This is a genomic window from Propionispora sp. 2/2-37, from assembly GCF_001298735.1.
GTDB lineage: Bacteria > Bacillota > Negativicutes > Propionisporales > Propionisporaceae > Propionispora.
In genome coordinates, this window is the sequence record NZ_CYSP01000022.1 from 35,242 (window position 1) to 57,767 (window position 22,526).

Consider the following 22,526-nt stretch of genomic DNA (forward strand, 5'->3'; position numbering starts at 1 on the left):
CTTACATGGTAGCGTACGACGCTCTTTTATACAGATACAATCTTCATTCGCCAATAAATTTACACGTCCTGCTATTTTATGATAATTTTATCAATTACAGATTGGATATCCCTTGTTTTAACACAAAATAAAGAGCCGCCCGGGCTCTCTTAGCGCTTAACAATCTTTTTTTTACTATCCGTCTCCGCCAGCACTTCCTTAAATGCACCGGATGATTTTCTCTTCAGGCTATTTTTCCGTGCCTGATCGCGATATTTTAAATCAATCGCTTGAATACGCTGTATTGCCGTTATTCTTGTAATCATAATTTTACGCCCTCCCTGGCATGAAATCTAACTCCCCTGTTACTATATATATCGTAAAAATCAATACTTATGTTAAGAAAATATTATTTTTTATGTAAAAAATGTTTAAATCTATTTATGTATTTCGCAATTTATGATAACATTATTTAGGTATACATATTTCATTATTTTTAACGTAAGAATGAAAGGATTGTCTGTATGTTCCTATTAGGCATCTTTTCCTTTGCATTTTCTTTTTTTATTCTGTGGAATACCGTGCTGGAATTTATCCAGCCGACGATGGAAAACAGTACGGTTGCAGAGGAAGATTCTTATGAAATACTGGCGGTTACCAAAGAAGCCGATTTAATTGCTCTGTCCCTGTCAGCCGTGATGAATTTAGGCTGGATGGGTTATGTCTGCTATACCGTCCACACCGCTTTTTCATCCGTAGTATTTGCCATGGCACCGCTATTATTTGCGGCAGAAGCTTTGCTTGTTGTGCAGGCCAAGGCAGAAGAAGTGCTTAATGATTCTAATGATATGATTGCCAACGGGATATTTTTTATCCAGGTATACTTCGCTCTTATCTATCTCCTGCACTGCGCGGATGGAATCTGGCAGTTTCTTTCCGGTATTGTTGCCAGCATTTCATCCATATAAATGAATTGACACCGCTCATAAATCCATCAAAATCATTCAATCTATAAAGACAGCCTGCGCGAGATCCTCTTGGTACCGGGGATTTGACGCAGGCTGTTTTTTAGAATCCGTTTTTCATTGCACATCGTAAAGCATCCGCTGCTTTTCGGTGCGGCCCGGCCCAGGGAAGTTCCTCCCCGGATTCTAAGCGAAACCACCTGCCCTGTTCCGGCTTGAGCCTCCCGGATAACTGGCGGCAGCGATAGAAAGAAATATGCCACTTACGATGACTAAAGGTATGCACGTAATAATACTCCCTTTCTCCCACCGACACTTCCAGCCCTAACTCGTTCAGCAGCAAAGTTTTAAGGCAATCCTCAGCCGTTGTGTTTGCCAAAACCTCAACCGCCGGAAACTCCCACATACCGGCAAGCAGCCCGTTATCGGGACGCTGCCGGACAAGATAAACTTCTTTTCTTTCCAGCAGCGCCGCGGCCAGTACTACTTCCACAGGCGCTTTTTTGGGTGTTCTCAGCGGCAATATGTCCTGTACATCCCGGGCGTAGGCTTCACACAAAGAAGTCAGCGGACATTCCCCGCAACGAGGCCGTTTGGGCACACATACCATTGCCCCCAGGTCCATCAAGGCCTGATTAAAATCACCCGGCCGTGCCGGATCCATATGTTCTTTGACTAAAAGATACACCTGACGTTTCGTCGAAGCTTTTAAAATATCCTCTTGCAAACAAAAAAGCCGGCTGAAAATCCTGAGCACATTTCCGTCAACTGCCGGCGTCCGCTGGTTATACGCTATACTCAAAATCGCTCCGGCTGTGTACTCGCCAATACCTGGCAGGGCCTGTACCTTCTTTTCTTCGTCCGGAACCTTGCCGCCATAAACGGCACAAACTTCCCTCACTCCAGACAGTAAATTTCTGGCCCGGCTGTAATAACCCAAGCCCTGCCAGTAACCCAGAACCTCTTGTTCGGCAGCCCGGGCAAGGTCCTCCGGCTGGGGAAAGCGCTTAATCCAGCGTTCATAATATTCCTTAACCGCTTCAACCCTTGTTTGCTGCAGCATAATTTCAGAAACCCATATTTTATAAGGATCTTTATCCCGCCGCCAGGGTAGCTCACGGGCATTTTGATCATACCAGTCAAGCAGGGCAGAAGCAATTGTCATTAAATTCTCCTCTTTCTATCGCTAAAGTGTTCTTATCCATTGTACCATAGTTAGTATATTTCTTGTATGCTCTAAGCCATCACCAATCGCCAGCTAAAAATTTTTCTGTTTACAGGTATATTTTTGTTTTAAAATACCCATAATAGTATTGCATGAGACTTTCTAAACTTTCTCCTCTCCCACTTTACAAGCCGGACATTCTCCGGCTTAATTTTTTTGTGCGTATACTTCTCCGGTCTCCGGCGTACACTGCACTATTCATTTAGCTTATTATACTTTTTACGGATTTTTCCGGGCAGGCTGCAATCTTATAACGGCTATGCTCCGGATATGGTATAATGTAAATAATAGACAAAAATGCGCTATATTCACCTGGGAGGAAACACGACATGCTTACAGGAACCTTATCCAACTTAACGCAGGAGGTCACTTTATATCCGGCAGCCTTGCAAAAGGGGTTCACCTTTCTGCTGACAAACGACTTAGAAAGCCTGCCTTTAGGGAAAACCCAGATTGAAGGCGACGATATTTTCGCCATCATTTCTGAATACCGTACCGAATCTTACGAAGCCCGTCGTCCGGAGGCTCACGCAGAGTATCTTGACATCCAGTATGTATGCCGCGGTACGGAAATGATCGTATCTTCACCACTTTCCGCAGCCGGACCGGTAATAGAAAATTGCCTCCAGGAACGTGATGTCATCTTTTTTAAACATACCGAAACGGAACTGAAACTGGTACTCCATGCCGGCATGTTCGCCGTATATTTCCCCTGGGATGTACACCGGCCAAACTGCTCACCTGGTGATCAACCGGAAACCGTCCGTAAAATCGTTGTAAAGATTGCCATGCGGCTGTTGTCTGCTCCTGCCTAGGAAGCCAGGCGGTGAAGCTACCGTAATCAATCATACAGCTTTTTAATACCAAATACCGCTACAGTAAAAAGGAGTTGTGTTGCCAGCGCCCCGCTACAGCACAACTCCTTGTCAGGCTCCCCGACTCACAAGCTAATCATCGCATTCACATTCAAACTTGTGACCGTTCCAGACATGGGTCTTTTTACACATCCATTCCTGAACTGTATTAAGTGTCTCGCCAAACCGCTGAAAATGTACTACTTCCCGTTGCCACAAAAAACGTAGCGTTTCCTTTACACAGGGATCATCAGTACACGCGATTAAATGTTCGTATGTGCTGCGCGCTTTTTGCTCGGCAGCCATATCTTCCGTTAAATCTGTGATGGGATCACCCAGGCAGGCGATATATTTTGCCGACCAGGGAACACCGTTGGCATCACTCCAGAACAAACCATTATCATGCTGGACAAACTGCCCGCCCCAGCCCGCCTTTTCATAATCTTCACAGCAGGCACCCTCAGTCAGTTTATATACTAATCCGGCGATCATTTCCATATGGGCCAGTTCTTCCGTGCCGATATCAGTCAGAGTCGCTTTTGCTGTATCGGTTGGCATGCTGTACCGCTGATTTAGATACCGAAGCGAAGCCGACAGTTCTCCGTCCGGACCGCCATATTGCGTAATCACCAATTTGGCAAAACATACATCCGGGCGGCTTACTTTGATCGTGTTCTGCATTTTCTTTTCATAAATCCACATACCGCTCCTCCTCTCTTTTTCCTACATTTCCCATGGCCAAGGTCCCTGTGCCCATTGCCACGGCTCTCTGGAAAAACCGCCCATGCCAAAGTTCATTAATGGTCCGAATTCTTCTTCATATTCTCTAATCAGCTTACGCAGCGCCTGTACGGCGCAGTTATAATCGTTGATTGCATCTGTATCGCAGGGATGCGTATTTAAGTATAAGTTAAGTTCAGTGGCCACAAATTCCATTTCCTGGATTTTTTTAAGTTTTTCTCTTTGTTCTTCGCAATCCATTACCCTACACCTCCTATGCCTTTTTCTTTATTTCGGAATTCTATAAACACCGTACAATTCAGGAAATAAGGTTCCCTTTTGCAATGCCTCCCGGGGGCTGAAGGCCCGTTCATAGAACTGCCAGGGCACATAGGAATGAGCTAATGTCATTGGTGGGCATTTCTTGTCCTCCATGCACTCATCATCACTCGTACACATTTCATCCTCAAATTCAGGCATATAAGTAGGTTTATATTTTGGCTTCACATATCTTTCCTCCTTTCTAATAGCCTACTATATGTTATGTATACATTTGCCAAAATGACACGCCTGCATGAAGAACAATCGTACCGGATGACGGCTTATCCCTGTAAGCTGCCTGAAAGAAGGTCACGAACACAAACATCGAAGCTGAATTGAACAAAATACAGAGCAAAAAAACGCCGGCAAAATATTTACCGGCAGGAACCGGCTGATTAAACAGCCGGTATTCTTTTTTAAGCTATTTTAACTTTTCAAACTCCGCCATAATCTTTTCCGTGGCACTTATGCCAATTCGATCCGCTCCTGCCGCGTCAACAGCTTTTCTTAATTTAAAACACACCGCAGCATCTTCTCCGTTATAACTGCACAAAAACGGCGATCTGCTCATGATAAAAAACAGATCGCCGTCTATCGCCTTCACGCCTTCTACATCGGCTTTTAACCAGACAGCGGCATAATTAGAAATGCCAAAATATATAAGACAATACCTGCACCACGGTAAAACGTTGCCAGCACCCATACCAGACGAACCAGAGAAACGTCAATTCCCGTATAATTACTGACCCCTGCACACACACCCAAAAGCATGGCATGGCTTTGATCAAGGGCCAGCTGCCGGTGTAATGGCGCCATGCCGCCCGGACCGTTCTGCATAAACTGCCATACGGTCAGTCCGCTGAGAAGATAAGCGCCAACACGCACTACCCATAACATAGAATTCCCTCCCGAACAATAATTCCGGTCACTACTAATTCCATTATTGCCTCATTGCCGGTCTTTTAGTCAAAAAATTGCCCGGCCCCCAAGAAAGAGGCCGGGCAATTTTAGTAATAAACATCAGTTGTCTTTAATTCTCTGAATAAGCTTCAAGCGTTTCTTAGTCTCCGGCAAAGGGTCCGGTTCAGCCTCCGGATGGCTGGTTAAAGCTGCGGTCTTTCGCCCGATATTGATTAAAATGCCGATTGCAGCCATATTTACAATGAGGGAGGTTCCACCAAAACTAATAAAAGGCAAAGGAACACCGACTACCGGCAGCAGCCCGGAAACCATGGCAATATTCACCACAGCCTGCCCGGCAACTAATAAGGTAATACCAATCGCCAGCATCTTGCCAAACCCGTCTTTCGCCTGCCGGGCAATTTGACCACCATAGCAAGCCAGCAAGCCAATCAACGTTAATACCATAAATGCGCCGATAAAACCCATTTCCTGACAGAGGACGGCAAAGGCAAAGTCCGTATGGGACTCCGGCAAATAATAAAATTTACTGGCTCCCATACCCAAACCGGTACCCGCCATCCCCCCCGAACCGATGGCCAGAAGTGCTTGCACCGTCTGATAACCGATACCCTGCTGATACTCCCACGGGTCCAGCCAGGCGATAATCCGGTCGGCCCGGTAGGAAGCGGCATAAGAAAAGTAAACCAAAAAAACAGCGCCACAGGCATACAGCGTATACCGCTGCTGCCTTGGCAGTCCGGCCAGCAAATACAATATCAGGCACAAGCCTACAACAATAACGGCAGTCCCCATATCCGGCTGTTTCAAAATCAGAATCCCCATGATAACGGCCAAGATGACCGGAAACGATACCAGCGATATTTTCCTTTGTTTGTCGATATGCGGCCCCAAGTAACTGGCTGCTGCGATAATGGAAGTTAGTTTGGCTATTTCCGAAGGCTGAAACTTAATTCCTAAATCAAGCCACCGCCGTGCGCCATTTGCATCCACTCCGGCGAAATGGACCGCAGCCAGGAGGCCAAGAGTCATTACCACCATCAAACCGGCCAGACGGTTAAGTTTGCGGTAATCCGGCCCCAATGCGGCCAGCAGGACCACAAAACCGATAGCAAAGCTAATCAGATGACGTTTGAGAAAAAAATAACTATCATCCAATAATTGCCCTGCCAAAACAAAACTGGCGCTAAATACATTAACTGTACCGATCATAAATAAAATGAGAGTAATAAATAATACCGCTTCTGCCGGGCCCGTCCAAATTTTAGGCAGTTTTACCATGTGAAAGCCTCCGAATGTAATACTTTTCTCCATTATAACAGAAATTTTCCATGTACCCAAATAACCAAATTACCTAGAGCTGCATAGAATATCTCATCAAGAAACGGGCTGCTCCATCCACGCCGGTATTTTTTCATGAGGTGATTTTTATGGAAGAAGTATCTTATCGGTTGCTTGGCATTGATGCGCTGACTCATACGGTATTCTTTGCCGACGGTCCTTCCGGCAACATCACTGCCGAGCTTTCTTATCCACCGGAGGCCATGCCGATTGCCCTTACCCTGTCCGCAGACAACGGCAAAGCCTATCTGCCCGCTGAATCCAGTGGCAAGGGCACCCTGTTTGTCATCAATATAAGCCAGCCGGCGCTGTACCGGCTTCCCCTGGAACTTCCTGTCCCCAGACAGTTTTCCCTCCAGCCCGGCGGTCAAGCCGCCTATTTGGCTGCAGCAGATGCCACTTTATACTTCATTGATTTAGTAAGCCTTACTATTACTGCCTGCGGTCAATCCGGCGATAAAAATACTCTTTGTGCCGGACTGCAGGCTGACGAAAAACGGCTGTACAGTATCTGGGAACATGCCGGCAGCGGCACTTTCGCCGCTTTTGATCAACAGGGCCGGTTGCTTTATGAAAAAGCGCTTCCCGGCATACCTACCAGCCTGACACTGGACGGCCACGGGCACTTCATTATACCTTATACTTCTACGGCTGGCTCTGAAGAAGGGGTTATTTTGATGAGTCAAAACCAAGACGACGGCAGCCTGTCGGCTTGTGTAAACATTCCCTACGGCAATAACTGCTGCACTCCCTCCTATCCGGCGCAGGCGGCCTTATCACCGGATGGACGAACGGCCTATATTGTCAATGAAGAGAGTTCTTCCATCACCCTGCTTGATATCCAGCAGGCAACCATCCGTACCTGCATCCCTATCGGTCGCTCCATTTCCTGCCTGCACATTCTGTCCGACGGCAAATTCGCGATTGCCTCCAGCCATATGTTTGCTGATTTAAGTCTCATTGATCTGGTAAACGGACGCCTGCTGTCCATCACGGACACGCAAAAAGAGATTCTCGGTTATATTGCCCTGTTACCAGAATCTTCGCTGCCACCGAAGGAATAATAAAAACCCCTGCCGGGGTTTTTATTATTCCTTCGGTTTTTTACCCAACTGCCGCGGCCATTTGCCACCCCACTTAAATTTGGCTTTAGCAGACGGTGAGGAAGTGCTTTTCTTCGCGCCTGCTTCCGGTACATGTTTATTTTTTTTGGCTTCTACAGCCTCTTTTTTCTCGGAAACAGCTTCCTGATTATCACTTTTATTACTTTTCTCCTGCACCGGCAATTCAATCGCGGCGGCTGGTTCATCTGTCGATTGTTCTTCAGAACATTTTTCCTCTTTGGTCTGTGAAGAAACAAAAACCGGTGGTTCTTTTTTTACTTCCTTATCGTCCGGCCATAGTGTCTGCGGCTCATCTTCCATTTTCTCCGTTACCGGTTCGCTGATATCCCGTTCATCCAGCCAATCTTCCAGTTCATCCTCATCACAGGCTTCCGTCACGTGTTTCATGAGCCCTTTCTCCATCATGGACAAAATCATTAAAAAATGCTCTGCCTCACGATGTACATGGTCAGCCAGTTCGGCCGGGATTAAACTGAGCATCTCACACTCGACGATCATATCATGTGCAGCCCTTTTGAAATTGCGCAGTCTGACAACTGCAGCCCGTACATCCTTGAGAAACCGCTGGAAAGAAGCTACTTCTTTTTTCAGATGGAGCATACTGCTAAAATCACGGCCTTCTAAATACAGGTCATCGAACTCACGTACAAAGTCATCGGCCGTGTCAAGCAGCGTCCGTTCCGAAGGATCAATCAGGTGTAGGATAAATTTAGTGTGATCGGCCATAATTCTAAGCCAGAATAGTGTTTCCTGCGCTTTAGAAGCTGCCGTAAGCGGATTTTTTCCTTTTTTTACCTGATTCAGCAACAATAACACATATTCCGCTTCCCTCGACATATGATCAATAAATAAAGGGAAATTATGCCCTTGTATTTTACAGGTAAGAATCAAATCCAACAGTCGCCGTTTAAATTTATAAAAGTCTTTAATCGTACCGCAGGCATCATCAATAAAAGCATTAAATTTTTTATCACTTTGCACATGCTCGGAGCGATCTAAAAGCACGGCAAACTCTTCACAAAAAGACTGCGCTTCATCCCGTAATTCCGTACAATTACAAGGAAGTCCGTTTTTGATAAAAACAGCATGCTCTCGCATGATAGTTAACCAAAACCGGATTTCTTCCATGTTGAGAGATGCAAGCGGCTGGGGAACAGTAAAGGGCACCGGTTGACGCGACATGTATCAACACTCTCCTATCCGAAAAGAATATGGGCTAATACAGTATATGCCATCCCCCGGTTTATTGTTATAAAAATTTAGCTTCCACCCGGTTAATCCTCATTCCCCTGGCACTGAACTTGCGTTCATACTCAGTCATGATATTCCCCTCATGCCCAGGCGCTTCCGGCGCATGCAGATCGTAAGTAATATGTTGCAGCTGAAGTCCGGCCATAGAGAACTGTTCCAAAGAAAAGTCAAACAGTGCACGGTTATCCGTTTTAAAAAACAACTCCCCCTTTGGCTGTAATAACACCCGGTATTTCTCAAGAAAATTCAGATGCGTAAGCCGCCGTTTGGCATGACGGGCTTTCGGCCAGGGATCACAAAAATTGATATAAAACCGGGCTACTTCCCCCGGCGCAAAGATGTCCAGAATATGATTGATATCAAAAACCAATAGACGAACATTAGCCAATGCTTTAGCCCGTATTTTTTGCGCGGCATAAAAAAGCACCCCCTGCTGTGCTTCAATACCAATAAAATTAACTTCCGGATGACACTCGGCCAATTCCGCTAAAAACTGTCCCTTGCCGGTACCCAATTCCACAAATAGCGGCGCCGTCCGTCCGAAAATCTCCTGCCACCGCCCCTGCAAACTGTCGTTGGGATGCACCAAGACAATATCGTCATATTCTTGTATCGCCTTATCAATCCAGGGCTTTCTTCGCAATCGCATCTGCCGTTACACCTCATCCAGTTCAAGTATTATTCTTTTTCCAAGCCATATTTTTTAAGATAACGATATAAGGTTACCCGGCTTACGCTTAACATATTAGCCAGCCGGCTGATGTTGCCGCTGGCGGCTCTCCAGGCTTCCACAAAAATTTCCCGGTCTTCTTTCCAGGCTGCCGAAGCCATATTCCGCTTACCCGGCAACATAATGCTGTCCGGCCCGATCACTTCACCCGCAGCATGAAAAAACGCCTGCTCCACAATGGCCTGCAGTTGTTTTACATTCCCCGGCCAATCGTAGGACATCAGCATGCGGGCGGCCTCCTCCGAAAGATGTTTGTTACCGATGCGATGCTGCTGGGCAATTTCTCCGATGATATGCCTTGCCAGTAAAGGAATATCATCTCTCCTGGCTCTCAACGGTATAACCTTGATCATTGATTTGGTAATGATTTTATGCAACTCCGGGGAAAAAGCCCCCTTCTCCGTCAGTCGCTTCAAATCCGAGTCACAGGCAGCGATAATACGGACATCAATGGGGCGAAAAACCGCCTCACCGACCCGCTGCAGTTGCTTTTTTACTAAACTTTCCGCCAGCCGGCCGGCAATCGGCAGTGGCAGTTTTTCGACCTCATCCAGAAACAGCGTGCCGCCATTGGCCAGTTCCAGTTTACCGGTACGGCTTTCCTCTGCCGAGACAGTAACACCGAACAATTCGTTCTCCAGTTGTTCCTGCGGTATATCCCCGCATTTTAATGTAATCAAAGGTCCCCCGGCGCGCGGGCTGGCTTGATGAATCGCATGCGCCAGCCGCTGTTTGCCCGCACCCGGTTCTCCCTGCAGCAAAACCGGGTTCCCCGTCCGGGCAATACGTGAGGCCCTGTCCTTCATGGCAATAAAAACCGGATCCTCCCCAACCATGCTGGCCAGACTGTAGCGGGCCGTATAACCTACCGCATGGGCAACCATATCACGTAAATCCTCGATGGGCAGTGATACCGCCAACACGCTGTCCACTTGTTTATCCAAGTCATACAGCGGCACAACGGTTGTAATATCTTCATAGGTTTTATTAGGTGTTATCCAGGTCACTTCTTTATTATAGCTGGGAATACCCATAAATCCCCGGTACAGCGGCGTATGGCGATAATTGAGGACCACATCGTTTAGCCTGGGTCTTTTATCCGGCGCACCGGCAGCTTCCAGCCGTTCCTCTCCCAGCTTATTGGCATAGGTAACTTCCCCGCCAGGAATGATATGGTACACGGCAAAGGGAACCGCATCCAAAATAGCCTGACAGGCTGCCAGTTTCCCCTGCAATGCCAGATGATGCTCCATCGCATATTTCATGCTAAACATTAAGGCTACTACCGCACTATACGGCAGGGCTTCCCTCTCCACCGAAACCAGTGTCAGTATATACCTTGTCTGCCCGTCAATCACAATAGGTGCCGAAAAAGCATCACCCGTCTGACACTCCTCAATCCACATTTCCGGACCAAACAATAAAAACGGGACCTGATGCTTATAGGCAATACTGATACTGGATGTGCCGATATCCTGTTCCGTCAGCCTGGCCCCGGCCATCTCTCCCGGTGTTTTCTGAAAAAACGGCATGGCATAACTTTTTAGCACATAGCATTCCTGATCCAATAACAACAGACTCAAGTTATATTTGGTAAAATGCTCCTGGATATCCTGATACAATCCCTGTAAATATTCGATAGCCATATGATGTCTGGCCTGCCGTTCGGCCAATTCCTGTTTGCTCAGGCGTGTCAGGGACGGCATAATTTCGTGTACCACCTGGTAAGCAGCACTCCGCTGCCAGGATTCCGCAACCCATGGATGAACATTAGGGTCCAGTTTTCCTTCATACACAAATTTATAATAATAATGCTCAAGCTTTCCTTTGCTCCGCCGCTCGCGTATCATAGCAAACCCCCATTGCGGTATCAGATTTCAACTACAGGGAAACTGCCGGATTGTCATGCTATGACAACCGTCACCGGCAGTATTTTACCGCCCGGGCAATACGCAGCAGACCTTCTTCCAGTACGTTGCGCGGACAGCCAAAATTTAAACGCATATACCCCTTGCCGCCAAAAGTCCTGCCGTCATTCAGGCCAACTTTTGCCTGCTGAATAAAAAAAGACTTCAGTTTATCCTCTTCCAAACCTAGCCCTCGGCAGTCCAGCCAGGCCAAATAGGTAGCTTCCGGCCGCGCTATCTGGATTTCCGGTACCTGTTGCATAACAAAATCCAGCATATAATCTATGTTGGCATTGAGATAAAGCAAAAGTTCCTCCAGCCAAGATTCCCCCTGCTCATAAGCCGCCACTAAAGCGGTAATGCCAAACAGATTACCGGTGTTCAAATCCAGTGCCTCAAAAACCTGCATAAACTTGTCCCGTAACTGTGGGTCAGAAATTATGACAATGGCTGTATACAGCCCGGCCACGTTGAATGTTTTACTGGCTGCCATACAGGTTATCGTTCGTTTGGCAACCTCCGGCGAAAGAGAGGCCATAGGTATATGCTGGTGACCGGAAAATACCAGATCAGCGTGAATTTCATCCGATACAATAATCAGGTCATGTTCTTCGCAGATTTTCCCCAGCCGTTCCAGTTCTTCCCTGCTCCAGACCCGGCCAACCGGATTGTGAGGGCTGCAAAGAATCAGCATTTTCACTTTTCCATCCAGTTTATTTTCCAGGTCGTCAAAATCCATGCAATAACGGCCTTCGGAGAATACCAGCGGATTTTGCACCAATTCGCGCTGATTATTGATTACGCAACTAAAAAACGGCGGATATACCGGCGGCTGGATGATAATTTTGTCACCAGGGCGCGTATAGGCTAAAATGGCCGTGCTCAAGGCCGGTACAACGCCCGGGGTTCCTAAAATCCATTCTTTTTCTACTTGCCAGTCATGACGGCGGCGCATCCAGCTTTGAATAGCCGTATAAAAAGCTTCTCCTTTGTGCGGATAACCATACACGCCGTGCCCGGCCCTGTCCTGAATAGCTTTAACGACTGCCGGCGGGGACTTGAAGTCCATATCGGCAATCCACATCGGCAACACATCATCCGTACCAAACAGCTGACCGGCAGCGTCCCATTTGCGACAGCCGGTCCGTCTTCGATCAATCACTTCGTCAAATAAATGCTGCATGATATTCCTTCCTGCCCGGTTATTTTTTATGAGCGTCATAAATCCGCTGATACTCCGGCTCGGCCGGAATCAGTTTATAGATATAGATATGCACCCCGTTAGGATCATCTACCACAAAACTGCGTTCACCCCAGGGCTTTTCCTGCATCGGTTGGTAGATCTCCACTCCTTCAGCCTGAAGGCGGCGATATTCGGCATCAACATCCTCCACTTCAAACGATAAGATCAATCCTTTTCCGTTAAAGATCTCGCCTTCCTCGCGTTCCGCCTGGACAAAACTTACTCCTGCCGTCGGCAAGTCGGGTGCAATAAGCTCAACATACCAGTCGCTCTCGTATATCAGTTGAAAACCAAAGTGCCGCATATAAAAATCTTTCGATTCTTGTATTTTATATGTGCTAATCGTGGAATCAACCCTTTTTATCTGCATGAGAACTGCCTCCAAAAATTTTGTCTTCAGCATCTGTCCCTGGTAAGAGGCAAAGCCTAACCTTGAAAGGTCAGGCTTTGCCTCTTCACTTACTCAGCATCAGCTTTCTTTTCCACAACAGCCAATGCCACAACAGTGTCGGTTTCACCTGTACGCATGATCTTTACCCCTTGCGCATTGCGGCTAAATACCGAAATTGCGTCAATATCGGTACGAATAACAATACCGTCCCCCGTTATCAACATAAGTTCCTGTCCCGGCTTAACCACTTTGATTCCAACAACATGTCCCGTTTTTTCCGTCACTTTGATATTAATTACACCCTTACCGCCACGGGATTGATTACGATATTCAACAAGAGGGGTCCGCTTGCCGTACCCTTCTGAAGTCACCGTTAATAGTTCTCCGTCCTTTTTCACGGTATCCATCCCGACAACGCTGTCACCTGGTTGAAGAGTAATGCCTTTTACTCCATGAGCACTGCGTCCCATAGGACGCACGTTGGTTTCAGGGAAGTAGATTGCCAAACCACCTTTCGTCCCAATAATGACATAATGATCTCCGCTGGTCAGTCTTACCCCAATCAGATCGTCGTCATCATCCAGATTGATGGCAATCAGTCCGCCCTTACGGGTGGTGTCAAACTCCATCAATTCGGTCTTCTTAACAATCCCTTTTTGTGTTACCATAAGCAAGAAGCGGCGTTCCGAGAATTCCTTGACCGGTATGACCGCAGTTATCTTTTCGTTCTGCTCCAGTGCCAGCATATTGACAATGGCGGTGCCCCTGGCGGTCCGGCTGGCTTCCGGGATCTCATAGCCTTTCAGTTTATAGACCCGGCCACGGCTGGTAAAGAATAGGATATTATTGTGTGTCGTTGTGACAAACAGATGTTCAACAAAATCTTCTTCCTTGGTTCCCATACCGGTAACGCCCTTGCCGCCCCGTTTCTGACTGCGGTAGGTATCCACCGGCAGGCGTTTAATATACCCGCCGTGCGTCAAAGTCAGCACGATATCTTCTTCGGCAATTAAATCTTCGACATTGAGTTCGGAAACATCGGTTGTAATCACCGTACGCCGCCCGTCGGCAAAACGTTTCTTCACATCCAGCAATTCTTCTTTAATAAGGCCGAAAATTTTATGTTCATCCGCTAATACAGATTCCAGCCATTCGATCGTTTCCAGAATATCTTTATATTCTTGCTCAATTTTTTCCCGCTCCAATCCGGTTAACCGTTGCAAACGCAAATCCAAAATGGCCTGAGCCTGCTTTTCGCTTAACTCAAATCCGGTCATTAACGCCTCTTTGGCAATGTCTACGGTTTTGGACTGACGGATGGTGTTTATCACGGCATCCAAGTGATCCAATGCAATTTTTAACCCTTCCAGGATGTGCGCCCTGGCTCTGGCTTTAGCCAGTTCGAATTGCGTACGCCGGATAATAACATTTTTCTGGTGTTCCAGATAATAATGCAACACCTGATGCAAATTAAGAACCCGCGGCCGCTTATCCACCAGCGCCAGCATATTGATGCCGAAAGCCTCCTGCATCTGCGTATGTTTATATAATTGGTTGAGAATAACATCGCCGTTTACATCGCGCCTTAATTCAATAACGATGCGCATCCCGGTCCGGTCGCTCTCATCTCTTAAATCGGTTATTCCATCAATCATCTTATCCCGAACCAGTTCAGCAATTTTTTCGATCAGTCTGGCCTTGTTGACCTGATAGGGAATTTCGGTAACCAGAATCCGGCTCTTGCCATTAGACATTTTTTCAATACGTGCCTGTGCCCGCATCTTAACTACGCCACGGCCGGTAGTGTAAGCCTGTCTGATGCCTTCCCGCCCTAAAATAAGTCCGCCGGTGGGGAAATCCGGTCCCTTGATGATCATCATCAGCTCATTAATCGTCGCTTCGGGATTGTCAATCATCATGACTAAAGCATCCACGACTTCCCCTAAATTATGGGGGGGAATGTTCGTCGCCATACCTACGGCGATACCGGACGATCCGTTAACCAGCAGATTAGGAATTTTAGCCGGCAAAACGGTTGGTTCCTTTAATGACTCATCATAGTTGGGTGCAAAATCAACAGTATCTCTTTCGATGTCTTCCAGCATGGATTCCGCCACCCGCGACATGCGAACTTCAGTATAGCGCATTGCAGCTGCAGAATCTCCGTCTATTGATCCGAAATTGCCATGTCCGTCGACCAGCAGATACCGGGTGGAAAAATCCTGCGCCATACGTACAGTCGCATCATATACCGAACTGTCACCATGCGGATGGTACTTACCAAGAACTTCCCCTACAATACGTGCCGATTTTTTATAGGGTTTATTGGGAGCCATGCCGGCCTCATGCATCGCATATAAGATACGGCGGTGCACAGGTTTTAAACCGTCCCGGACGTCTGGAAGCGCCCGCATGACAATAACACTCATGGCGTAATCAATGTAGGAATTTTTCATTTCCTCTTCAATACGCACAGGCAAAACCTTACCTAATCCAAAATCCACATTCTCACCTCTACCATGCTTAGCTTACTAACACTTTATTATACCATATATTTCCCCATCAGCACAAAAAATACCGCAAAAATGCTGGAACCGCTTTCACTCCGGTAACCACCTGACCGGCTTCGGCATACTATAGGACGGATATAAAGTCGTTTTTTTCCAAACCTTATCACTCTGCAGGAGGCCTTTCGCATGAATCTGCTTTATGTTATGCTTCTGGCTATAGCCCTCAGCCTGGACGGTTTTGTTGCTGGGATTGCTTATGGCTTAAAAAAAATTACCATACCCTATATTTCACTGGCAATTGTAGGGACAATAACCATGCTGACCACAGCGGCTGCCGTATTCTGCTCTTCCTCCGTCGCTGAATTCATCAATCCGCATGCTGCCGTAATATCCGGAGCCCTACTTCTGATTGCCATCGGTATTTTCAGTCTGTTTCAGGAATACCTGACGAAATCCGTCCCTTCTTATCAGGCCGATAACTCAACAACGGCCGCCAAGCTAACATTTTCCATCGGCCGTATCGTAATCAGTATTATGGCCAAACCGGAAACGGCAGACATGGACCATTCCAACCGCATCAGCTCAACTGAAGCCGTTTTTCTGGGCTTGGCGCTGGGCATTGACAATCTGGTGGCTACCTTTGCCGCTGGCCTGATGAATACTTTGCCGTTATATACACCGATTCTGATGGGTGTCATTCAAATACTTGCCCTTTACTCCGGCCTGTCTTCTGCCCACAAACTGATTCCGGCAGGACTCAAACGCCGGGTTCCCTACCTCCCCGGAGTCATTCTGATTATCCTCGGCTTATTGCGTTTCAGATAAACGATATAACAGCAATAGCAAGGCCGTGGAACCTGGGTGGCCTCACTCCTCCGATTCCACGGCATATATTTTCAACGCATATCATCCATCAAAGAAACAACCTTATCCTCCGTGCAGACCAGCATCTTGGCTTTGCCGTTCAAGCGCGTACGCAGGCTGACTTTGCCCCCCCACAAATCCACTACGTACTTAATGGTCTCACGCGCATATGCAATATCCAGTTCCCAGCCTTCAAAACTGTGCTCCAAAAATAGCTGCCCCTTTTCCACCGCTTCCGGATTAACGCTGGGAATAGCACCGAGCCCGACACCTTTCGCCAGATCATCCCGTACCGCTTTCCAGCCGGCCTCATCGGCAACTTCTTTCACAATAATATCATTGCCCCGCACGGTATAAGAAAACAAATTCAATTCCTGGCATAACTCCTGCGTCAGGTGGCGGCGCAAAAATGACTGGTCCCGGTCGTGTTTTCGGACCTGAAAAATATAATTGTCACCATATAACCGTTCTAAATTTTCAAAGATTTTGAATCCGAGAAAATAAGGATTAATTCTATTTTCATAGGGACGGACGACTAGATTATGCCTCTGTAAAAATTCCCAATGAAGCGGCTGCGGCAGTTCCAACTGCTGCAGAAGCCTGTAATGCCAAAAACTGGCCCAGCCTTCATTCATAATTTTGGTCTCCAGCTGTGGTAAAAAATAGAGGGACTCATCACGTACCATGCAAATCAAATCCCGCTCCCAATCTGTCAGCTTCCCCTTTTCAGCCAGAAAACCCAATAAATCATTTGACAGCCGTTTCGGTATGGCTTCTTCCCCATTGTTCGGTTTTTCTTTATCATTCTCCGGCGGTTTGATCCCATACCGTTCAATTTGATACCGTAAAGCATGTGCAGCATCCAAAATTCGCTCTACTTTTTCCGGTCCGATTGACGGGTCCGATATATAGCCGCGTACGCGGTTGGCGTGATTTTTGAACATTTCCACGGTTAACTCTGCCCGTGTCTGAGTAGCAAAAAGGCGGTTATTTTTAAAGAAATCATTGTGAGCATATACATGGGCCATTGTCAGGATTTGCAATGCCAGGGTATTATCCCGCATCAGGTAGGCTATGCAGGGGTTTGAGTTAATTACCATTTCGTAAGGCAGACCCACCAGGTTATATTGATAAAACGTGCGCTGCCGCTCATACATTTTGCCAAAGCTCCAATGCGGGTAGTGCGAAGGCATGCCGACATAAGCCTCATAACAGAGCATTTCCTCATAATCACATATCTCAAAAAACTGCTCATAGTGACTAAGCCCTGCTTTTTCAGCCAGCTTTTCGATTCTCTCGCTCCAATCAGCCAGATCCTGCAGTGTATAATCGCTCATAAGCTTTCTCCTTCCAAAGCCATGTGCTTATCCAGGATTTTTTTAAAAGCCGGCCAAATGTCCTCTTTTTTAGACATGGTAGCCATTGCAAAATTTTTTTCATTCATCTCCCGCTCAAAATCACGGCGTATGGTTATATTCCAACTTTGACTGAAGGTAATTTCGCCATAGCCAAACAGGTTGCACACCGCACAAAGCTGCCGGGCTAACCCAATCGCCCGATTGTTGTCATCCCCCCAGTTATCTCCGTCCGAACAATGAAAAGCGTAAATATTCCATACCGCCGGGTTATAACGGGCTTCAATAATTTCCAATGCCTTGGCATAACCGCTGCTGATCACCGTTCCTCCGGCTTCGCCCCGGTGAAAAAACTCCCATTCATTCACTTCCTTGGCTTCGGTCGTATGCGCAATAAAGACAACCTCAACCTGCTCATATTTCAAACGGACAAACTGGTATAACAAAAAGTAAAAACTGCGGGCAAGGTATTTTTTGGTCTGATCCATGGAACCGGAAGTATCCATAATGCAAATAACCACCGCATTAGACCGCCGTTTAAATTCCTCTTTCACCCGATGGTACCGCAGGTCTTCCAGACGGAACGGAATCCTGTCCCTTTCCACCTCTTCATCCGCTTCCTGCCGGCTGCGTATCGTACTCTGCTTCCGCTTTATCTTTTCGATTACCGTTCGTTTTTTTGCCAATCGCGGCGGAATGCCTTTTGGTTGATATCCCCGGCGTTTTAAACGGGACTCATCCTCAATCAGCCCATATTTTTTACGGTCAATGTCCGGAAGCTGCAATTCATCAAACATATAGCTGATAATTTCGTCCATAGTAATTTCGGTTTCATATATTTCCTCTCCCGGTTCATTTCCTGCCGGACCGCCCCCGTTGCCGGGCGGCCCCTGTCCCACAACCTTGCCGATGACCTGCCCTTTCTTCTCCTGCCCGGTGCCGGAAGCACTGCCGTCATTCCCTTTTCCATAGATAAATTGATACTCTTTAATACTTTTCACGGGAATTTTAATCTTTTTATTTTTGCTTTGTCCGATAATGCTTTCCTCGGCGATAATATCGCCCAAATTCCGTTTAATGGCATCCTCCATCAATTTCCGATGACGTTTGCGATCCCAAAGCGATCTATCGGAATGATTATCGCCGCTGTCCTTAAATATAGCCACGGCAGCTTCACCTCCTTATCACCGCCGGATATATTCCAGATTAATCTTTCCATAAATTGTTGGCAGCATATTTTAAAATCACATTGCAGCAATGATCACAGTATCCGTTGCTTTTCATTTCTTCTACCATGGCGTTATATTTGATATCCTGATCTTTATCCCGTACCCTGGCTTTCGTAACTATCCGTGACAGTTCCTTAACGGATACTGTCAGTTTCTTTTCGATGGCCTCTTTCAAGGGCTCATAACTTTTATAATCAATTTTCCCCCCACTGCGGAGAATGGAAAACATATAAGATGTTACATCCTGTCGAAATCCCTGAGATGCCGTACCACTGATCCCGATCTGTTCTTCAATGGACTGCAGGAATTTTGTATCGGGTTCCAATTCCTCACCGGTATTTGGATCCTTAATCTTCGTGGTATTGACGAAAGCTTCCGCATGATCCAGGTAATTATTAAATAAACTTTCCGCCTGCTCCTGATAACCATGAATAAAGGCCCGCGTCACTTCCTTTTCAATGATTTTGTTATATTCCTTTTTTACGGTGTCCTGTAAAAAACCAAGATAACGCTTTTTTTCTTCTTCACTTACCGCCATCTCCTTCGCAGCTTTTACCATGGTTTCTAAAATGGCCAGTGGATTGATGCAGTTATTTTCCGACTCGGATAAAGCGGTATCCAGTGCCTTCATGATAAAACGGGTAGATATTCCACTCATTCCTTCGCGTTGAGCTTCTTCCCGCAATTCAAAAATATCGACTTTTTTGGTTGATCCTTTTTCCACGATTTCTTCCCCGTTATAAATTTTCAGCTTGGTTAATGCATCGACTTTGGCCGAAGGCGCCAGGCGGGTTAAAATAGCGAACATGGATGCCATCTCAATAGTATGTGGTGCAATATGGGCATCAAAATTACTGTTTTTTAAAATCTTGCGATATATTTTTACCTCTTCATCCAATTGAAGACAATACGGGACTTCCACTTTTACAATACGGTCCAATATAGCCTCATTGGTATGATCCGACTTAAATTTATTCCACTCCGCCTCATTGGAATGGGCTAAAATAATTCCGTCAAAGTAAATCATGGCTCCTTTTCCCGGCGAAGGAATGGATTTCTCCTGCGTAGCGGTTATCATGGCATGCAGATATTCCACTTCATTTTTAAAAACTTCGATAAATTCAACAATCCCGCGATTCCCGGCGTTAAATGCCCCATTTAAAGACAGCACTCGCGGATCATCCTCCGGATACAAATCCAGTTTGGAAATATCCACTGAACCAATTAACACCGAGGTATCCTGATTATTAGGGTCAACCGGCGGGACCACACCAATCCCCTTGCGGGAACGCACCGAAAAGGTCGAGGTGGTTACCGGAAAGCGCTCATATTCACTGTTATAATCATGCTTTAATCGGTACCGGCAAACAGGACATAAATCCCCCTCCAGTTTTACCCCCAAACGCTCTTCGAATGCCGGCCGAAGATGCTTGGGAATCAAATGCAGCGGCATCTCCCGCATAGGGCAGTCCTTTAATACATAAATCGGCGGGCTCATCTCCAAAGCACGTTTTAACGCCTCCATAATCGAAGACTTTCCAGCGCCCACCGGTCCCACCAAGTAGAGCACCTGCCTAGCTTCCTCCCCCTTCATTGCCGCTGCATGAAAGTAACGCATGATTTTCATCAGACTGCCATCAATACCAAAAAAATCATGCCGGAAAAATTCAAATTTTTTAATCGTTTCATTTCCATAAATACGTTTTAAATGCGGATGTTCTTCAGTTTTAATGGTTTCTACTCCGGGTGCCGACAATAGTTCAAACATACGCTGATGTGCCAGCATGGCATGCTCTGGGGGATTATTCATAACCAACTGCAAATATTCCAGGAACGTTCCGGAAAAAGGCTTATACTGCCTTTCTTCACGGTCCTTTTTTATTAGCGTTTCAAAATCAAAATCAGCCACTGAAGCGCCCTCCTCATTGATAATGGTGTGTACTTGCCATAGTAAGTGCTTACTTATCGCTATTACAATGTATTACCGTTTTATTAAATTTAGGATAAACATCTCGTTTTTAAACAAAAAAAAGACCTCTCACTATTGAAAAGTCTTAATCATCAGGCTTTAGCCTATTTTTTTATTTATTACAGGTTAAATTATAAAAGATAATACCCCTGAAGCGACAGATTCCTACTTTAACGGACGACTGTTTGTACGGAGCGAGGCTTGAAATAAAGACCTGCCTCAAGGGGATGAAAGAAACGTTATCCATCAAGTATTTCGTTTACGCATTTAATGCGAAACATCCCAAAGCTGCTTGCCAATCAATAGTACCGATATGAGTATGAACAACGGTTTAACAAATACGGCACCATTTTTAATGGCCACCCTGGAACCGGTAAAAGCTCCGGCAATCATAGCTATGCCCATCGGTATGCCGTAAGAATACTGAATAGAACCAAATGCGGCGAAGGCAAAAACTGCCGCAATATTGCTGGCAAAATTTAAGGCTTTGGCATTACCGGCGGCAACCACAAAATCAAAACCTAATAACAAAAAAGCAAAAATTAAGAAAGAACCCGTACCCGGGCCAAAAAATCCGTCATAAAATCCCAGGGACAAGGCAATGACTCCGCCCAGCCATGCTGTTCGTTTGTTCAATCCCTTGTAAGTGGATACGTCTCCCCAGTCTTTACGTCTTAAAGTATAAAGCGTGACAAGAATCAGCAGAATCACCACCAAGGGTTTTAAAAAATGAGGCGGTATCTTCTGAACGGCATAAACACCCAGGATGGAGCCAAAAAAATCAATAAAAAAGAGATATTTTATCAGCTTATATTCGACTTTTCCGGAAGACATAAACGATAAAGTACTGGTCAAACTCCCCATAACGCTGGCCATTTTATTAGTACCCAAAGCAATTCCCGGCGGGAGTCCGGTCAGCAGTAAAGCCGGCAAAGAAATCAAACCTCCCCCGCCAACCACAGAATCAACAAAAGCAGCAAAAAAACCGGCTGCCAACAAAAAGATCAGCATCTCAAAACTTAGCGTCTCCACATACTTCCCCCCACTAAAACAAAAGGCGCCAAAACCGGCGCCATCTTATCCGTTGTTACTCCTCAACCATGGTGACTTGATTCATTTTATCACCGGGTTCTATCTGATCGACAATGTCCATACCCGAAATCACTTTGCCAAATACCGTATGGACCCCGTCAAGATGAGGCTGCGGTTCATAGACGATGAAGAACTGACTGCCGCCTGTATTCGGTCCCCTGTGGGCCATAGAAAGGGATCCCCGTTCATGCTTATGCGGATTTCCTTTGGTTTCACAGGGAATCGTATAACCCGGACCACCGGTTCCATTGCCGTTCGGGCAGCCTCCCTGGGCCACAAAGCCTTTAATTACCCGGTGAAAAGATAATCCGTCATAGAACTTTTCATTAATCAGCTTTTCAAAGTTTGCCACCGTCTTTGGCGCTTCCTTATCAAACAACTCAATAACAATTTCTCCTGCATTCATCTCAATTACTGCTTTTTTCAAAAATATCCCTCTCTTTGATCCATTACTGACTTTCTTTACTATTATATCATTATATGTATAGTTTCATAGTCCCTTTTCATATTTCATTAAGCTATCCAAAGTTTAATG

Annotated in this window: 23 protein-coding genes; 4 read left to right on the plus strand and 19 right to left on the minus strand. The window is 46.2% G+C overall.

Annotated elements, in window-relative coordinates; all coding sequences use genetic code 11:
• Window positions 1–149: 149 nt before the first annotated feature.
• The gene (locus P22_RS20800; protein WP_156319053.1) at window positions 150–305 is read right to left on the minus strand and encodes a hypothetical protein; all 156 of its coding nucleotides are present in this window, start codon (window positions 303–305) and stop codon (window positions 150–152) included.
• 198 nt (window positions 306–503) lie between these two features.
• Between P22_RS20800 and P22_RS18305 the strand changes: the two genes are divergently transcribed.
• A complete protein-coding gene (locus tag P22_RS18305) occupies window positions 504–947 on the plus strand; it encodes a hypothetical protein (RefSeq protein ID WP_054261683.1) in 444 nt (147 codons plus the stop codon).
• Between the two features lie 100 nt (window positions 948–1,047).
• Here P22_RS18305 and mutY read toward each other — a convergent pair whose 3' ends face one another.
• Window positions 1,048–2,109, minus strand: coding sequence for an A/G-specific adenine glycosylase (gene mutY, locus P22_RS18310; protein ID WP_054261684.1), 1,062 nt, complete (start codon window positions 2,107–2,109; stop codon window positions 1,048–1,050).
• 389 nt (window positions 2,110–2,498) lie between these two features.
• Between mutY and P22_RS18315 the strand changes: the two genes are divergently transcribed.
• The gene (locus P22_RS18315) at window positions 2,499–2,984 is read left to right on the plus strand and encodes a NanQ anomerase/TabA/YiaL family protein (RefSeq protein ID WP_054261685.1); all 486 of its coding nucleotides are present in this window, start codon (window positions 2,499–2,501) and stop codon (window positions 2,982–2,984) included.
• Between the two features lie 132 nt (window positions 2,985–3,116).
• On the opposite strand, the gene P22_RS18320 is transcribed toward P22_RS18315, so the two are convergent.
• The 6 genes from P22_RS18320 to P22_RS18345 form a co-directional block, all read right to left on the minus strand.
• Window positions 3,117–3,725 carry a manganese catalase family protein gene (locus P22_RS18320; protein ID WP_054261686.1) on the minus strand — a complete coding sequence of 203 codons (609 nt, stop codon included), beginning with the start codon at window positions 3,723–3,725 and terminating at the stop codon, window positions 3,117–3,119.
• A gap of 21 nt (window positions 3,726–3,746) precedes the next feature.
• Window positions 3,747–4,004 (minus strand): spore coat protein CotJB, encoded by a 258-nt coding sequence (locus tag P22_RS18325; protein WP_054261687.1) that lies wholly within the window; start codon window positions 4,002–4,004, stop codon window positions 3,747–3,749.
• A gap of 27 nt (window positions 4,005–4,031) precedes the next feature.
• Window positions 4,032–4,250: a spore coat associated protein CotJA gene (locus P22_RS18330; protein ID WP_054261688.1), complete on the minus strand. Its 219-nt coding sequence runs from the start codon at window positions 4,248–4,250 to the stop codon at window positions 4,032–4,034.
• A 235-nt stretch (window positions 4,251–4,485) separates the two neighbouring features.
• Entirely contained in the window at window positions 4,486–4,668 is a 183-nt protein-coding gene (locus P22_RS18335) for a hypothetical protein (protein ID WP_054261689.1), read from the minus strand.
• A 17-nt stretch (window positions 4,669–4,685) separates the two neighbouring features.
• A complete protein-coding gene (locus P22_RS18340) occupies window positions 4,686–4,961 on the minus strand; it encodes a PspC domain-containing protein (RefSeq protein WP_054261690.1) in 276 nt (91 codons plus the stop codon).
• A 123-nt stretch (window positions 4,962–5,084) separates the two neighbouring features.
• Window positions 5,085–6,266 carry an FtsW/RodA/SpoVE family cell cycle protein gene (locus tag P22_RS18345; protein ID WP_054261691.1) on the minus strand — a complete coding sequence of 394 codons (1,182 nt, stop codon included), beginning with the start codon at window positions 6,264–6,266 and terminating at the stop codon, window positions 5,085–5,087.
• 149 nt (window positions 6,267–6,415) lie between these two features.
• Here P22_RS18345 and P22_RS18350 point away from each other — a divergent pair, with 149 nt between their 5' ends.
• Window positions 6,416–7,390 carry a hypothetical protein gene (locus tag P22_RS18350; RefSeq protein ID WP_054261692.1) on the plus strand — a complete coding sequence of 325 codons (975 nt, stop codon included), beginning with the start codon at window positions 6,416–6,418 and terminating at the stop codon, window positions 7,388–7,390.
• 24 nt (window positions 7,391–7,414) lie between these two features.
• Here the strand turns inward: P22_RS18350 and P22_RS18355 are convergent, their stop codons facing one another.
• The 6 genes from P22_RS18355 to gyrA all read right to left on the minus strand — a co-directional run bounded on the left by P22_RS18355 (window position 7,415) and on the right by gyrA (window position 15,476).
• Complete coding sequence (locus P22_RS18355; protein WP_054261693.1) at window positions 7,415–8,632, minus strand: DUF2935 domain-containing protein; 1,218 nt, start codon at window positions 8,630–8,632, stop codon at window positions 7,415–7,417.
• Window positions 8,633–8,699: 67 nt separating this feature from the next.
• Entirely contained in the window at window positions 8,700–9,350 is a 651-nt protein-coding gene (gene trmB / locus P22_RS18360) for a tRNA (guanosine(46)-N7)-methyltransferase TrmB (RefSeq protein WP_054261694.1), read from the minus strand.
• Between the two features lie 29 nt (window positions 9,351–9,379).
• A complete protein-coding gene (locus P22_RS18365) occupies window positions 9,380–11,281 on the minus strand; it encodes a sigma-54-dependent Fis family transcriptional regulator (protein WP_054261695.1) in 1,902 nt (633 codons plus the stop codon).
• Window positions 11,282–11,351: 70 nt separating this feature from the next.
• Entirely contained in the window at window positions 11,352–12,521 is a 1,170-nt protein-coding gene (locus tag P22_RS18370) for a MalY/PatB family protein (protein ID WP_054261696.1), read from the minus strand.
• A gap of 19 nt (window positions 12,522–12,540) precedes the next feature.
• A complete protein-coding gene (locus tag P22_RS18375; protein WP_054261697.1) occupies window positions 12,541–12,951 on the minus strand; it encodes a VOC family protein in 411 nt (136 codons plus the stop codon).
• Between the two features lie 89 nt (window positions 12,952–13,040).
• The gene (gyrA, locus tag P22_RS18380) at window positions 13,041–15,476 is read right to left on the minus strand and encodes a DNA gyrase subunit A (RefSeq protein ID WP_054261698.1); all 2,436 of its coding nucleotides are present in this window, start codon (window positions 15,474–15,476) and stop codon (window positions 13,041–13,043) included.
• Between the two features lie 192 nt (window positions 15,477–15,668).
• On the opposite strand from gyrA, the gene ytaF reads away from it, so the two are divergent.
• Window positions 15,669–16,307, plus strand: coding sequence for a sporulation membrane protein YtaF (ytaF, locus tag P22_RS18385; RefSeq protein WP_054261699.1), 639 nt, complete (start codon window positions 15,669–15,671; stop codon window positions 16,305–16,307).
• A 71-nt stretch (window positions 16,308–16,378) separates the two neighbouring features.
• Here ytaF and P22_RS18390 read toward each other — a convergent pair whose 3' ends face one another.
• The 5 genes from P22_RS18390 to P22_RS18410 form a co-directional block, all read right to left on the minus strand.
• On the minus strand, window positions 16,379–17,683 hold the full coding sequence (locus tag P22_RS18390) for a SpoVR family protein (RefSeq protein WP_054261700.1): 1,305 nt from the start codon (window positions 17,681–17,683) through the stop codon (window positions 16,379–16,381).
• Window positions 17,680–18,867, minus strand: coding sequence for a sporulation protein YhbH (gene yhbH, locus P22_RS18395; protein WP_054261701.1), 1,188 nt, complete (start codon window positions 18,865–18,867; stop codon window positions 17,680–17,682). The genes P22_RS18390 and yhbH overlap by 4 nt, the downstream gene beginning before the upstream one ends.
• A gap of 40 nt (window positions 18,868–18,907) precedes the next feature.
• Window positions 18,908–20,839, minus strand: a complete 1,932-nt coding sequence (locus P22_RS18400; protein ID WP_054261702.1) for a PrkA family serine protein kinase — start codon at window positions 20,837–20,839, stop codon at window positions 18,908–18,910.
• A gap of 327 nt (window positions 20,840–21,166) precedes the next feature.
• A complete protein-coding gene (locus P22_RS18405; RefSeq protein WP_373432684.1) occupies window positions 21,167–21,910 on the minus strand; it encodes a sulfite exporter TauE/SafE family protein in 744 nt (247 codons plus the stop codon).
• A gap of 76 nt (window positions 21,911–21,986) precedes the next feature.
• Complete coding sequence (locus P22_RS18410) at window positions 21,987–22,418, minus strand: peptidylprolyl isomerase (RefSeq protein WP_054261704.1); 432 nt, start codon at window positions 22,416–22,418, stop codon at window positions 21,987–21,989.
• Between the last annotated feature and the right edge of the window lie 108 nt (window positions 22,419–22,526).